The sequence below is a fragment of the Pseudomonas sp. NPDC089752 genome (genome assembly GCF_044748725.1).
In the GTDB taxonomy this organism is placed as follows: domain Bacteria; phylum Pseudomonadota; class Gammaproteobacteria; order Pseudomonadales; family Pseudomonadaceae; genus Aquipseudomonas.
This window is the reverse complement of record NZ_JBIVGP010000022.1, coordinates 43,289-57,322: the sequence shown is the minus strand read 5'-3', so window position 1 is coordinate 57,322 and position 14,034 is coordinate 43,289. Positions and strand designations below refer to the sequence as shown.

13 protein-coding genes are annotated in these 14,034 nt (G+C 59.7%); 5 read left to right on the top strand and 8 right to left on the bottom strand.

Features of this window, described 5'->3' with window-relative positions; genetic code table 11:
• Positions 1–132 precede the first annotated feature (132 nt).
• Positions 133–1,893 carry a cation:proton antiporter gene (locus ACIPZF_RS24855; RefSeq protein WP_400804382.1) on the bottom strand — a complete coding sequence of 587 codons (1,761 nt, stop codon included), beginning with the start codon at positions 1,891–1,893 and terminating at the stop codon, positions 133–135.
• A 321-nt stretch (positions 1,894–2,214) separates the two neighbouring features.
• Between ACIPZF_RS24855 and ACIPZF_RS24850 the strand changes: the two genes are divergently transcribed.
• On the top strand, positions 2,215–2,700 hold the full coding sequence (locus ACIPZF_RS24850; RefSeq protein ID WP_400804381.1) for an acyl-CoA thioesterase: 486 nt from the start codon (positions 2,215–2,217) through the stop codon (positions 2,698–2,700).
• Here the strand turns inward: ACIPZF_RS24850 and pdxY are convergent.
• Positions 2,697–3,569, bottom strand: a complete 873-nt coding sequence (gene pdxY, locus ACIPZF_RS24845; protein ID WP_400804378.1) for a pyridoxal kinase PdxY — start codon at positions 3,567–3,569, stop codon at positions 2,697–2,699. The two genes, ACIPZF_RS24850 and pdxY, sit on opposite strands and share 4 nt — an antisense overlap.
• Positions 3,570–3,689: 120 nt before the next feature.
• On the opposite strand from pdxY, the gene ACIPZF_RS24840 reads away from it, so the two are divergent.
• Positions 3,690–4,082, top strand: coding sequence for a DUF3301 domain-containing protein (locus ACIPZF_RS24840; protein WP_400804376.1), 393 nt, complete (start codon positions 3,690–3,692; stop codon positions 4,080–4,082).
• On the opposite strand, the gene ACIPZF_RS24835 is transcribed toward ACIPZF_RS24840, so the two are convergent.
• The 3 genes from ACIPZF_RS24835 to zigA are packed head-to-tail and all read right to left on the bottom strand — an operon-like array spanning position 4,083 to position 6,925.
• On the bottom strand, positions 4,083–5,054 hold the full coding sequence (locus ACIPZF_RS24835) for a CobW family GTP-binding protein (RefSeq protein WP_400804373.1): 972 nt from the start codon (positions 5,052–5,054) through the stop codon (positions 4,083–4,085). It lies immediately after the preceding gene.
• A gap of 39 nt (positions 5,055–5,093) precedes the next feature.
• A complete protein-coding gene (locus tag ACIPZF_RS24830; protein ID WP_400804370.1) occupies positions 5,094–5,717 on the bottom strand; it encodes a DUF1826 domain-containing protein in 624 nt (207 codons plus the stop codon).
• A complete protein-coding gene (gene zigA, locus ACIPZF_RS24825; RefSeq protein ID WP_400804367.1) occupies positions 5,717–6,925 on the bottom strand; it encodes a zinc metallochaperone GTPase ZigA in 1,209 nt (402 codons plus the stop codon). Before zigA ends, ACIPZF_RS24830 begins: the two co-directional genes overlap by 1 nt.
• Positions 6,926–7,038: 113 nt before the next feature.
• Here zigA and ACIPZF_RS24820 point away from each other — a divergent pair, with 113 nt between their 5' ends.
• Positions 7,039–7,419 carry a glutamine synthetase gene (locus ACIPZF_RS24820; RefSeq protein WP_400804366.1) on the top strand — a complete coding sequence of 127 codons (381 nt, stop codon included), beginning with the start codon at positions 7,039–7,041 and terminating at the stop codon, positions 7,417–7,419.
• Between the two features lie 147 nt (positions 7,420–7,566).
• On the opposite strand, the gene ACIPZF_RS24815 is transcribed toward ACIPZF_RS24820, so the two are convergent.
• Complete coding sequence (locus ACIPZF_RS24815) at positions 7,567–8,094, bottom strand: DUF3617 domain-containing protein (RefSeq protein WP_400804364.1); 528 nt, start codon at positions 8,092–8,094, stop codon at positions 7,567–7,569.
• 131 nt (positions 8,095–8,225) lie between these two features.
• On the opposite strand from ACIPZF_RS24815, the gene cls reads away from it, so the two are divergent.
• On the top strand, positions 8,226–9,665 hold the full coding sequence (gene cls / locus ACIPZF_RS24810) for a cardiolipin synthase (RefSeq protein ID WP_400804361.1): 1,440 nt from the start codon (positions 8,226–8,228) through the stop codon (positions 9,663–9,665).
• 38 nt (positions 9,666–9,703) lie between these two features.
• Here the strand turns inward: cls and cfaB are convergent, their stop codons facing one another.
• Positions 9,704–10,888 (bottom strand): C17 cyclopropane fatty acid synthase CfaB, encoded by a 1,185-nt coding sequence (cfaB, locus tag ACIPZF_RS24805; RefSeq protein ID WP_400804359.1) that lies wholly within the window; start codon positions 10,886–10,888, stop codon positions 9,704–9,706.
• Between the two features lie 200 nt (positions 10,889–11,088).
• Here cfaB and lpdA point away from each other — a divergent pair, with 200 nt between their 5' ends.
• Entirely contained in the window at positions 11,089–12,489 is a 1,401-nt protein-coding gene (lpdA, locus tag ACIPZF_RS24800) for a dihydrolipoyl dehydrogenase (protein ID WP_400804357.1), read from the top strand.
• Between the two features lie 86 nt (positions 12,490–12,575).
• On the opposite strand, the gene ACIPZF_RS24795 is transcribed toward lpdA, so the two are convergent.
• Positions 12,576–13,271, bottom strand: coding sequence for an outer membrane protein (locus ACIPZF_RS24795; protein WP_400804354.1), 696 nt, complete (start codon positions 13,269–13,271; stop codon positions 12,576–12,578).
• Positions 13,272–14,034 lie beyond the last annotated feature (763 nt).

The following is a 14,034-nucleotide window of genomic DNA, read 5'->3' as shown; positions in this document are numbered from 1 at the left end:
AAGCTGCTGCACCTGGTTTACGGGGTGGTGAAGTCGGGGATACCGTTTGACCCCAAAATCGCTCTTGCAGGGTGAGGGTCAAGACGGTATCTACAAGGGTTGCGCAAGCTTCAGAAACTCAGCATGCCCGCTTTAGTGCGAATTCTCTCGGCTGTTCTCCAGCGTCTCCAGCAAAGCGATCTGCATCCGCGTGTGCACGCGGATGAACCAGCGCCACAGTACCGCCACCACCACTGCCGCCACCACGGCAATGATCAGCAGCAGCTCGCTGGTCGGCAGGATGCTCGCCGATAGCGCCGACAGCAGCAGGAAAATCACCAGCAGCGACAGCAGCGGAATCACCTCGGCCACCACACGGCGCACGCGCTGGGTATGGCGCCCGGCCATTTCCGGCTTCACGCCCATCTCGGCCAACAGCATCGACAGGGCCTTGAGCTTGCGATACGCCGCGATGAGGAACGGCAGCGACAGCAACAACGCCGCGCCCCAGATTACCGCCTTCTGCTGGCTGACATCGCTGACCCACTCACTGAGCCAGGTGCCGATTCGCTCGGCGAAGTAGCCACCGCTGAAGAAGATCGCGATCACCAGCGCCAGGTTCACCCCAACCTGCAGCAGGATGCGCCGGATCATCGCCGCCAGCATCGCGCCTTCACCTTGGGGCTGGATGCTGCGTAACCATTCGCCATACAGCGACAGCACGCGCGACAGCCGGCTTGGCATCACCTTGCCCAGCTTCAGCGACAACGGGTCGGCGGCGCGGATCAGGTACGGCGTCAACAACGTGGTGATGGCCGAGACCGCCACCGCGACCGGGTAGAGGAAGTCGCTGGTCACCTGCAGCGTCATGCCCAGGGCCGCGATGATGAACGAGAACTCGCCGATCTGCGAAAGCCCCATGCCCACCCGCAACGAAGTACGCCCGTCGTTGCCGGCAATGAAAGCGCCCATGCCGCAGGACAGCATTTTGCCCAGCACCACGGCCAGGGTGATGACCACGATCGGCCAGGCATAGTCGACCAGGATCTGCGGGTCGATCATCAAGCCGATGGCGACGAAGAAGATGGCACTGAACAGGTCGCGTACCGGTTCGATCAGCCGCTCGATCTTCAGCAACTGGCGCGATTCGGCCATGATCGCGCCGATCAGGAAGGCGCCCAGCACCATGCTGTATTCAAGCTTGACCACTAGCAGGCAGAAACCGAAGCACAAGCCCAGGACGGTGATCAGCAACATCTCGTTGCTCTCGAATTTCGCCACATAGGCCAGCAGCCGCGGCACCAGCAGAATGCCGATGACCAGCGCCACGATCATGAACAACGACAGCTTGCCGACCGTGGAAAACACCTCGCCGGAGCTGACCGAGCCGCTGACCGCGATGCCGGACAGCAAAGCGATGATGCCGATGCCGAGAATGTCCTCGACGATCAACACACCAAAGATCAGCTGTGCGAAACGCTCGTTCTTCATCTTCAGGTCGTTGAGCGCCTTGACGATGATGGTGGTCGAGGAAATTGCCAGGATCGCGCCGAGGAACAGCGAATCCATTGTGTTCCAGCCGAACCAGCGGCCGATCTCGAAACCGATCCAGATCATCAGGACGATTTCCAGGAATGCCGCGATGAACGCCGTGGCCCCTACCTTGAACAGCTTGCGCAGGCTGAACTCCAGCCCCAGGCAGAACATCAGGAAGATCACCCCAAGCTCAGCCAGGGTCTTGATCGTGTCTTCGTCGTGAATCAGGCCGAACGGTGGTGTGTGCGGGCCGATGATGAACCCGGCGACGATATAGCCGAGCACCACGGGCTGCTTGAGCCGATGAAAGAGAATCGTCACCACCCCAGCGACCAGCATGATCACGGCCAGATCCTGGATGAAGCTGATGGCATGCATGGCGCGATACTCCTTTTTCGATGCCCGGGCAAACCGCTCCTCTGCCAAGGCAAACCCGGGCAAGAAGCAAGCACATACTGTATTGAATGCAGGAAAGCCCCTATTGCGTGGGCGTACTCAGGTTAACATCGCACCCCGCCGCAAAAAGGCGGTGCAATATGTAGAAACAGATCGGCCGGTCAACCACCGCCGATGGCAAGATCGGCGTGACGACGGAGCGTCAGCCAACGTCCCGTATCAGGAAGGCAAACTTCAAGAGGGGAAACAGAAGTGTCAGTAGATACCCGCCCCGAGTCAGCGCAACCCCACCGTGAGCACACTATGGAACCTGGAAACGCCCAGCTGAGCATGACCGTCCTGATGACCCCGGACATGGCCAACTTTTCTGGCAACGTACATGGCGGCACCTTGCTCAAGTACCTCGATGAAGTGGCTTATGCGTGCGCCAGCCGGTATGCCGGCAGCTATGTGGTGACCCTCTCGGTCGACCAGGTGATCTTCCGCGAACCGGTGCACGTCGGCGAGCTGGTGACGTTCCTGGCTTCGGTCAACTACACCGGCAACACCTCCATGGAGGTGGGCATCAAAGTGGTCACCGAGAACATCCGCGAACGTTCGGTGCGCCATTCCAACAGCTGCTTTTTCACCATGGTCGCGGTCGACGACAACCGGCGCCCGGTCGCGGTGCCGCCGCGCCAGCCGCAGTCCAGCGAAGAAAAGCGGCGCTTCCTGCAGGGCCAGCAGCGTCGGCAGATACGCCAGGAAATGGAAAAGCGCTACCAGGACCTGAAGACCGACACCGTTTAATATGCCAGGCGCTGCGCCTCGAAGCGCACGCGCGGGTGAGCGATGCGATCTTGCGCCCGCACCAGCTGCAGCTCGTAGCTGGTGCAGGCCTGGGTTTCCAGCAGCACTTCATGCACGGCTGCCGCGGTGTACTCGAAGGCTTGCAACCAGCTATCGCCCAGCAGCACTCGGGCGAGGAACAGCCCTGAGGTCAAGTCACCCACCCCGACCGGTTGACGCGGGAATGCCAACAGCGGACGGCGCAGGTGCCAGCTCTGGTCACGGGTGACCAGCAACATCTCGAACATGTCTTCGGCTCGGCCCGGATAGGCCAAGTGCTTTACCAGCACCACCTGCGGGCCACGCTCCAGCAGCCCACGGGCCATGCCCACACAGTCCTCCAGCGACTGCGCCCGCCGGCCGCAAAAGCTGTCCAGCTCCAGCTGGTTTGGGCACAGGATGTCGGCCCGGGCAACGGCTTCCTCCAGAAGGAATTCACTGACCTCTTGCGGCACGATGCAGCCCTTCTCTGCGTGGCCCATGACCGGATCGCACAGGTACAACGCCTTCGGGTTCACTGCCTTGATACGCTCGACACCTGCCAGGATCGCCCGGCCCTGTTCGGCGCTACCCAGATAGCCGGACAGCACGGCATCGCAGTTGCCCAGTTCGCCGATGTTGGAAATACCTTCCACCAACGCAGGAATTTGCGCTGGAGCAAGCACTTCGCCCGCCCACTGACCATACTGAGTGTGATTGGAGAACTGCACGGTGTTGAGCGGCCAGACATTGACCCCGATCCGCTGCATGGGAAACACCGCAGCGCTGTTGCCGGCGTGGCCGAACACCACGTGGGACTGAATGGCGAGCAGGTGCGGGGTACGTTTCATGCGGGCAGTTTTCCAAAGCTGTTTCGAGATTGTGCGTCGCGCAGTATGAACTCGATTGCCACCTGTACGACAGACCAGGGACGCAGTTAAGCTGGATCGACCTGTTTGGAGCATATGCAAATGTTGACCCTGGAGAATCTCTTCGTCCTGATGTTGTTGGCCACGGCGGGCGGTTGGTTATGGCACAACCATGGGCTGCGCGAGAAAGCCCTGGCACGGGTCAAACAGCACTGCGCCAAACTCGACCTGGAGCTGCTCGACGATGCCGTCGCGCTCAAGCGCATCGGCTTTATCCGTGATGCCAATGGCAGGAAGCGGCTGGCACGGGTTTATGCCTTCGAGTTCACCGTGACCGGCGAACAGCGCCATCCAGGTACCGTGACCCAGTTCGGTGCCCACAGCATGCAGATCGAACTGGCGCCCTACCCGTTCGAGATCAATACGCCGCCACGCACCGGCAACGTCATCGAGATGCAGCAGTGGCGCCAGGAGCACAATCGCTGGCGTAACTGATCATCTCACGCGGCACTCATCCAGTGCGGCCTGCAACCTCTGCCGAAGCTGCGGTCGATCGAAGATCAGTTCGATACGCGTGTCCTTGCGCCAGGCGCTTGGCTGCCAATCAGGCATGTTGCGATCGAGGCCGTTGAAGGACTGCCACCCTTCGCTGCTGTGGATAACACCCTTGGCCCGACGCCACGCGTACGTTTCAAGCAGTTCACGCAGCGCTTGCGGATTGAATTTTTGGCTCGGGTGCCAGCGCCAACCGATGCTCCAACCTGCGTCACCTTCGTTAACGTGACAAATGGACTGGCGAGTATCTGTCCACAGGGTGACAGGGGCTGTGGACGGTTTATCCATGAATGATTTATCCACAAAAAACTGCGAAAAATCCCCTGTGGATGAAATCGGGAGGCAGGAGATTGCTAACAGCCCCTGCTGCGTCCATACACTAGCTATTGCTGGAAAATCCTTATTTATCAACAACCTATGTTTTTCATCAACAGCTTCGCTTTTGTTGAATATCAATAACGAAGCGGCTTCCAGCGCCTCTCGTTGTACCTCAGGTAAACGCTCCCCCCGCGCCAGCGATTGAGCATCCAAAACCATCACCAGCGGCTGCACCGCCAGCACCCCAAACCAGGGAGCTTGGCGCAGCTGGTTCAACAGCTGCACAGGATGGCCAAGGCCCGAAGGCTCGATGAACAGTCTGTCGGGGCGCGCCTTGCGCAACAGGCGCCCGAGCCCCACCTGGAAAGGGGCGCCATTCACGCAGCACAGGCATCCTCCTGCCACTTCGGCGATGGCAACACCGTCTTCATCACGACTGAGCAAGGCTGCATCCAGGCCGACCTGACCGAATTCATTGACCAGCACGGCCCAGCGCTCACCCGCCGGGCGCTGGGCCATCAACTGGCGAATGACGCTGGTCTTGCCGGCACCCAATGGCCCGGCGACGACATGAGTAGGGATGTTCTGCAGCATGCGATCACTTCGGTACGGAATTTCCCCCACTATGCCCCGTCAAGCCAGCCAGTCAAGGCTGAGCAGCAGACGCCGCTCCTGGCCAGGCGGTGAGCGATGGATCAGGCCGGCCCCTTCGTTGCCCAGCCATTTCTCGCCCTTGAGCACAGCAACATCCCCAGATTGCAGCCTCCTGATGTTATCCACAGGCGCGGGGGCCAGATGCAGTCCACGTCGCTCGATCGCCCCTTCTTCCAGCCATTCGCTGCCTGGGCCCACATAGCTGGTCAGCAGCCGCAAGGGGACGTTATCCACATGGAAGCGAGGACACATGGCGCCCTGCAAAACTCGCAGCCGCAGGCCAACACGCCGCGCACCAAGCAAGCAGGTGAATGCGGATACCAGCCAGCGCACGTCTGCGACAAAGCTCTCGTAGCCTTGCAGATCGGCTGCCTCGGCCAACAGCTGCGACAGCGATGGCGTTTCATGTTCGTTCACATCGAGCACCCGCAGGTCCTCCAAGGGTTCGCCGAGGCCAACCAGCAGCGCCGCGAAGTCTTCCACCTGAGCTGGGAGACGGCGCTGCCAGACCGCCATATTGACGCCATCCTGAAAAATGTCGGTCAATACCTGTGGTGAGTCGGCATGCACCTGACGGATATCCACAGCCTGCAACGCCGGCATCACGCAGCTTCCTCAGCATGCCAAGGCCCGAAGGGATCTGGCAGGCGAAGCCACTCCACATGCCCCAGCGCCATCTCATCATCGGTCAGCAAGCAGTCATCCAGCGCTGTGGATAACTTGGCGAAGTCTATGTTCTGACCGATGAACACCAGTTCCTGACGGCAGTCTCCGCTTTCGGCCAGCCAATACTTGAGAATGTCCTGTATGCTCTGCTCATCCTGTGGCCAGTGCTCACGCGGCACGAACCGCCACCAGCGCCCGGCCAGGCCGTGACGCATCATGCCGCCTGCCTGCGACCAACTGCCGGCCTCCTGGTATTTGCTGGCCAGCCAGAAGAAACCTTTTGAGCGCAGCAGGCGGCCATTGCTCCATGGCTTGTGGATAAAGTCGAAGAACCGCTGCGGGTGCAGCGGCCTGCGCGCTTCCCACGTGAATGCGGCAATGCCGTACTCCTCGGTTTCCGGGACATGTTCCCCGCGCAATTCCTGCAACCAGCCCGGCGCCTGCGCGGCCTGCTCGAAGTCGAACAGGCCGGTGTCGAGTATCCGTGCCAGCGGCACCTGGCCCATGACCATCGGCACGATCTGCGCCCGGGCATTGAGGCTGCGCAAGATGGCGATGAGCTCTTCGCGCTCATGCTGGCTGATCAGGTCGATCTTGCTCAGCAACAGCACATCGGCGAACTCGACCTGTTCGATCAACAGGTCACTGATCGAACGCTCGTCTTCCTCGCCAAGGGTTTCACCGCGGCTCGCCAGGCTGTCGGCCGCCTGGTAATCGCGCATGAAGTTCAGGCCGTCGACTACTGTAACCATGGTGTCCAGCCGGGCCATGTCGGACAGGCTGCGGCCCTGCTCGTCGCGGAAGGTAAAGGTCTCGGCGACCGGCAACGGCTCGGAGATGCCAGTGGACTCGATCAGCAGATAATCGAAGCGGCCTTCCTCGGCCAGACGCGCCACCTCCTCCAGCAGATCTTCGCGCAGGGTGCAGCAGATACAGCCGTTGCTCATCTCCACCAGTTTTTCTTCAGCGCGATTGAGGCTGACGTTGCGCTGAACCTCACTGGCATCGATGTTGATTTCACTCATGTCATTGACGATCACGGCGACCCGCAGGTTGTCGCGATTACGCAGTACATGGTTGAGGAGAGTACTTTTGCCAGCGCCAAGGAAGCCGGATAGCACGGTGACGGGAAGACGGTGAGACATGGTGAAACCTCTTCAGGCGGGCGCATTCGAAGCGATGCATTGCACAATGTTATAAAGTAACATTACAATTTCGCCAAGCCGTACTCGTCGGAAGATTTTTCTTGAGGGATGGAATGAACCTGCTACGCGCTGCCCTATGGTTGCTGGTCACTGCGCCTTTTGCGTCGCAGGCGGTGCCGCTGAGCAACAGCTTGGCACTGTGCACGCGTAGCGCCACGCTGCTTGCTTGCAAGGACGGCAACGGCAGTTATTACAGTGTGCGGACAGAAGGCAGCCATCTTTACCTCCGCGGTTTCGACACTACATCGCGTCGCCTCTGGGCTCAAACCAACAGCCGCTACGGTACGCTGACGTTTTTCACAGGCCTCGCGAGCGATGGTGAAGCCTGGGTTGGCTATAGCCGACGCGTTGGCTGGACCACGTACAACCGCGTTTCCAGCTCAAGCGGTCAACGTTTCAACCTGCATTGCAGCCTGGTCGGAGGATGCCGCTGACCCGGCCAATGCAGGGTGATGGCTGTCGCGGCCAAGACCAAAATGAAATGTTCCACGTGGAACTATTGTTGAGCATGGTCTGCTTTCGCCGTCGTGAGCATGCAGAAAGCCTGCATGCTCATTAGCAGATAATGGCCTAGGTGAATTTCAAGTTCGTGGTTTGACCGTTCCACAGTCGTTGCCTAACCAGACAGCACGAGTGTTCATGCTGCCCTGCTGCTGCACACCCGATGCGTTGAACGTGCCGTTTACCTGGGTTGTGAATTCCTTGTCGCTAAGGAAGGTTGCCTGACCGGTACCTTGTGCCTTGGGGCAACTGAATTGGAACTTCCAGACATTGCCGGTGCGGTCGGTGATTTTTTGCGTGCAACCGGACTTGGGGTCCTGCAGAGGGATGTCATTGGTCTGCACTTGCTCAGGTGTCAGACATGAACGTACACCATTACCGCCGATGGTAACGCCCTGCTTGGCCAACACCCCTTCCATCATTGCCCGTTGCTCCGGTGGCAAGTTCTTCAGCTGGCCGAGCATGAACTGCATATCCGGCAACGGTTTGCCATCGACCTGCATGTTGCTGGTGGTCAGCTCCCACAACCCGGGCTGCAGCATCTGTGCATGCACCAGCGGGCTGCCCAGGCCAAGGGCCAGAGCCAACAGTGGCAGACGAATCTTCATGGACGAACGCTCCTCGAAATAACCGGCCAAGTGGCCGGGCTCAGGCTTAGACGCCAAATCCGCATTCTGGTTGCAACGCGGGCCTGGAACGTGTTCTGTTATCCGCTGTGTATTCGGCAAGCAGGATGCGTATGGATTACCACAGCCCCTACTTCTTCGGCTATGTGCTCGGCGTCATTCATCTGCTAGGCATCATCGCCGCACTGCATGCGGTGTTCACCGTACGCACCGCCCAAGGTGCAATTGCCTGGGCCATGTCACTGTTCTTCATTCCCTACTTCACACTCATCCCTTACCTGGTTTTCGGTGCCCGCTCCTTCTATGCCTACATCCAGGCACGGCGCCAGGCCAACCAGGAAATGCACGTGGCCATGGCCAACCTCAACTGGAGGCCCTGGGTTGAGGAAGCGCTGACTGCCCGAGAATCAGACAGCTACGCCGCGTTACGGGCCATGCCAAAGCTCGGACGAATGCCCTGTCTTGCCAACAACCAGGTGAAGCTGCTGATCAATGGCAAGGCGACATTCGATGCCATCTTCGCCGCCATCGAGCGAGCCCGGGAAGTGGTGCTGGTGCAGTTCTTCATCATTCACGACGATACCCTCGGCAAGGCACTGCAACAATTGCTGCTGCGCAAAGCCAGCGAGGGGGTGCAGGTGTTCGTGCTTTACGACCGGGTCGGCAGCCACGCGTTACCCGCCAGCTACAGTCAGGCCTTGCGCGACGGTGGCGTGCAGATCCATGCCTTCGCTACCCGCAGAGGCTGGTTCAATCGCTTCCAGGTGAACTTCCGCAACCACCGCAAGATCGTAGTGGTCGATGGTGTGGCCGGGTTCATCGGCGGGCACAACGTTGGTGACGAGTACCTCGGCGAGCACCCTCGTCTTTCGCCCTGGCGTGACACCCACGTGCAGATCAGCGGGCCGGTGCTGGCCTGCCTGCAGGAGTCGTTCGCCGAGGACTGGTACTGGGCAACGCGCCAGCTGCCTCCGCTGATCCTGCCCGACACCTACCCAGACAACGGCGTGTTGTGCCAGGCGCTGGCCAGCGGCCCGGCAGACTCCCAGGAAACCTGCTCGCTGTTCTTCATCGAAGCCATCCACTCCGCCACCCACCGGGTGTGGATCACCAGCCCCTACTTCATCCCCGACGAGGCCGTGTTCGCCGCTTTGCGGTTGGCGGTGTTGCGAGGCGTGGACGTGCGCATCCTCATCCCCTCGCGGCCAGACCATCGCATCGTCTACGCCGCTTCCAGCCTGTTCGCCTTCGAGGCGGTGCGTGCAGGCATACGCATGTTCCGCTACCAGCCAGGCTTTCTGCATCAGAAGGTGGTGCTGGTGGATGACGAGGTCAGCGCCGTTGGCAGTGCCAACCTGGACAACCGATCGTTCCGGCTCAACTTCGAAATCACCCTGCTGACGGTCGATCGAGCGTTTGCCGACCAGGTCGAGGCGATGTTGATCGATGACTTCGACCAAGCCAAGGAAATAACCGCCGAGGACAGCCGGGATACTCACCGTATCCAGCAGTTGGGCATGCGCATTGCGCGGTTGATTTCGCCGATCCTCTGAACGTGAGCGGGGCCGCAGTTGCGGCCCCGGTGGAGTTGTCAGCGGTAGAGGTCTTCGCGGGTCCAGGGTAGATCGTGATGCCCATCGGCATAGGGTTTCACAGCCAGAATCTGGTGCAGATTGATCCAGCCCTTCTGGAACGCATAGGCACATCCCGCCAGGTACAGGCGCCAGATGCGCAAGGTTTTCTCCGGCACCAAGGCCGCTGCCCGGTGTAGCTGGTGCTCCAGATTCTCGCTCCAGTGGTGCAACGTCTTGGCGTAATGCAGTCGAAGGCTCTCCACGTCCACGACCTCCAACCCGGCCTCGCAGATGCTCGCACTGATCATCGACAGGTGCGGCAACTCCCCATTGGGGAATACATAGCGGTCGATGAACTCGCCAGCTCCGCGCCCGACCGGGCGGCCGTCGATATGCTTGGCGGTGATACCGTGATTCATCACCAGCCCGCCCTCGCGCACGGCGCCGAACAGCTTCTGGCAATACAACGCCAGGTTCGCATGCCCAACGTGTTCGAACATGCCGACACTGACCACCTTGTCGAAGCGCCCGTCCTGCGGAAGGTCGCGATAGTCGAGGATCTGCAGGTCGACCTGTTTGGCCAGGCCCTCATCCTTCACCCGCTGACGACCCAGCTTGAGCTGTTCTTTGCTCAACGTAATGCCAAACACCTTGGCGCCGTATTCGCGTGCGGCGAACCGAGACAACCCACCCCAGCCGCAACCTACGTCGAGCAGATAGTCACCCGCTTGCAGGCGCAGCTTGCGGCACAGGTGGTCGAACTTGTCCTGCTGGGCCTGATCGAGGGTATTGTCGGGCTCACGGAAGTAGGCGCAGGAATACACCATGTCCTGGTCGAGCCACAGCTGATAGAAGTCGTTGGAAACATCGTAGTGGTACGAGATGGACGTGGCGTCAGTCTGTTTGTCGTGGGCCAGACGCTGCGGAGGCGTTTCGTCGTCGTCAGTCAGCAATGCTTCGCTCAGCTCGTCACACACACGAACGGCTTCGCCGATATCACCTTCCAGTTCCAGCTTGCCTTCGACGAACGCAGTGCCCAGCTCATTCAGGCTCGGATGCGTCAGCTGGCGGATCAGCTGCGGCTCCTTGACCAAAATGGTGATCTGCGGGCTTGGCCCAAGATCGAACTGGTTGCCATCCCATAATTTCAGGCGAAGTGGCAAGTGCAGGCTCTGCAGTGCCGGCGGAAGTTGCGCAAGCATGGACGACCCTCCTTCTGGGCTCGATGCATGAAATTTCGAACACCACCGAATCAGGGTAGTTCATCCGTGCGAAGTTTCCGCTAAGCGGGACCAAGGTCTAGAACCAACTGATCTTATAGGCGCGCTGGATTGTATACAATTCCACGTTCTGCGCTTAACCTTATGCCCCTCTCGCGCTTCTTCATCTGGAGTAGAAACCCATGAAATCCTATGACGTGGTGATCATCGGCGGCGGCCCTGGCGGCTATAACGCGGCGATTCGAGCCGGCCAACTTGGTTTGAGCGTTGCCTGTGTGGAAGGCCGTTCGACCCTGGGCGGCACCTGCCTGAATGTCGGCTGCATGCCGTCCAAGGCCTTGCTGCATGCTTCCGAACTTTACGAAGCCGCCAGCGGCGAAGAATTCGCCCACCTTGGCATCGCGGTGAAACCAACCCTGAACCTCGGCCAGATGATGAAGCAGAAGGACGAGAGCGTGACCGGCCTGACCAAGGGCATCGAATACCTGTTCCGCAAGAACAAGGTCGACTGGATCAAGGGCTGGGGCCGCCTGGACGGTGTCGGCAAGGTCATCGTCAAAGCCGAAGATGGCAGCGAAACCCCGCTGCAGGCCAAGGACATCGTCATCGCTACCGGCTCCGAGCCCACGCCTCTGCCCGGTGTGACCATCGATAACCAGCGCATCATCGACTCCACCGGCGCCCTGGCCCTGCCTCAGGTGCCCAAGCACCTGATCGTGATCGGCGCCGGTGTCATCGGCCTGGAGCTAGGCTCTGTATGGCGCCGTCTTGGCAGCCAAGTCACCGTCATCGAGTACCTCGACCGCATCTGCCCAGGCACCGATGAGGAAACTGCCAAGACCCTGCAAAAGGCTCTGGCCAAGCAAGGCATGGCGTTCAAGCTCGGCAGCAAGGTAACTCAGGCCAGCGCCTCGGGCGATAGCGTGAGCCTGACCCTGGAACCCGCCGCCGGCGGCACCGCAGAGACCCTGCAAGCCGATTACGTGCTGGTCGCCATCGGCCGCCGCCCTTACACCCAGGGCCTGAACCTCGAAAGCGTCGGTCTGCAAACTGACAAGCGCGGCATGCTCGCCAACGAACATCACCGCACCTCGGTGCCGGGTGTCTGGGTGATTGGTGACGTCACTTCCGGCCCGATGCTCGCGCACAAGGCCGAAGACGAAGCGGTGGCCTGCATCGAGCGCATCGCTGGCAAGCCCCATGAGGTCAACTACAACCTCATCCCTGGGGTGATCTACACCCGTCCCGAACTGGCCAGCGTCGGTAAGACCGAAGAACAGCTCAAGGCCGAAGGCCGTGCCTACAAAGTCGGCAAGTTCCCCTTCACCGCCAACAGCCGGGCCAAGATCAACCACGAGACTGAAGGCTTCGCCAAGGTCATCGCCGATGCCAATACGGATGAAGTGCTGGGTGTGCACCTGGTTGGGCCGAGTGTCAGCGAGATGATTGGCGAATTCTGCGTTGCCATGGAGTTCTCGGCCTCGGCTGAAGACATCGCCCTCACCTGCCACCCACACCCAACCCGTTCCGAGGCCTTGCGCCAGGCGGCGATGAATGTGGAAGGGATGGCGATGCAGATCTGATTTCAACAGACAAAAACATCCCCCTGCATGGAGGATGTTTTTGTATGCCAGGGCCAGCTATAGGGCAAGCAACCGTCGCGCCGTTCCTAGAACGCCCAGCGCATACCCAAATGCAGCTCGCTGGAGACAAGATTGGCGCGCATCTTCTCGTCCTGTAAGCCACGGACATTCTGGAAGTTGTTCCATCCGCTCTCGGTATTGCCCATATCCACATAGCGATAGCCGAGGTCGAGTGTCATGCGCTCAGTCACCTCATAGGCCAGCCCCGCGCCGAGCGACCAGGCCAGATTGGTTTGGGTAGCAGTACCGTACTGTCGAGACTCGTTACCCTGCCACCCCGCTGACTCGAGCTGGGCAAGGCCCAGGCCAGCAGAAGCATAGATCGACAAGGCCTGAGTAAGTTTCTGGTCCCGATAAATGTTGAACATCACACGCCTTGACTCAATCTGGTGTTCATTCAGGCTGGTTGGAAATGCGCTCGATCCACTGGTGAACTTATTCTTTTGTGGCAGGGATAATTCACCTTCCAAGCGCCAGCCATTACCAAATCGATAGCCAACTGCGAAGCTACCCGTGATCTCTTGATGACGGTCGTCGCCGGAGACGAAAGCACCGATGCCCGGGCGTGCACTCGAGTCCATGTTGCGGGCTTTATGTTCAACATTGATGAGCCTGGCCGCCCCATAGTAACCCTCCTCCTCGGCCGAGGAGGCCATTGCAATCGAGGTTTGCATGGCAGAGGCGGCAAGCAGGTACACAGCAGTACGTTTGCGTATTTGCATTATGTTCAGACTCCACGACTACGGAAGAAGTGGGGAACATTCTGATAATGGATGGGGGGGCGCCAAAGCAGGATGGTCGCAGGGACCTGTAGGAAGCTTACGGTGAGTTTGGTGGGACAAATGAGTGAAATCGCCTGGAATTCCGAGGAATTCCAGGCGAAACAATAGTTGGATTTTGATAATTAAAACTGTCGCAGCGGGGCCCGAAATCCGCGGGCTCCAGCGTCAGGTTGAGAAAGGGCAAAACTGTCGCAACCGGCCAAACATTTGGTTCGGCTCGATGCGCTAGAGAATTAAAACTGTCGCAGCCACAAAGGACGCGGCTTTCAGACTAAGAGCGGCGGCAGCCATCAGTCAAACGGTTAGCGCGGCAGCGCACATAAGCCCGCCAATCATTCCTACGTGCTCAAGCGCAATCTGAAACTCCTCCATTTTCTTGGGCGGATTGCGCTGGCAAAGCAGGCTGGCATCGACGCACGGCTCGATCCTTTTTGAGGCACGTTGGCAGGCCGCTTTCGACCCTTTGCGGACGGTGCATGCTTTGGGGTCAGTGCGGTGTTCGGATGTGTTCGCCTTGAAATGTTCAGCGCCAATGAGATCGAGCGCCGCCCGCGCGGCGCATCGCGGATAACATCCGCTCCTACGTTTGTTTCTGGCCAGTAACGTCAGTGACAGACGCGCGCGAACGCCTTGTTCGTACGACTCGGTATCGCGTCAGGCACCCAGGCGGCCGCGCGCAAATCTCACTGACATAATTGGCCAG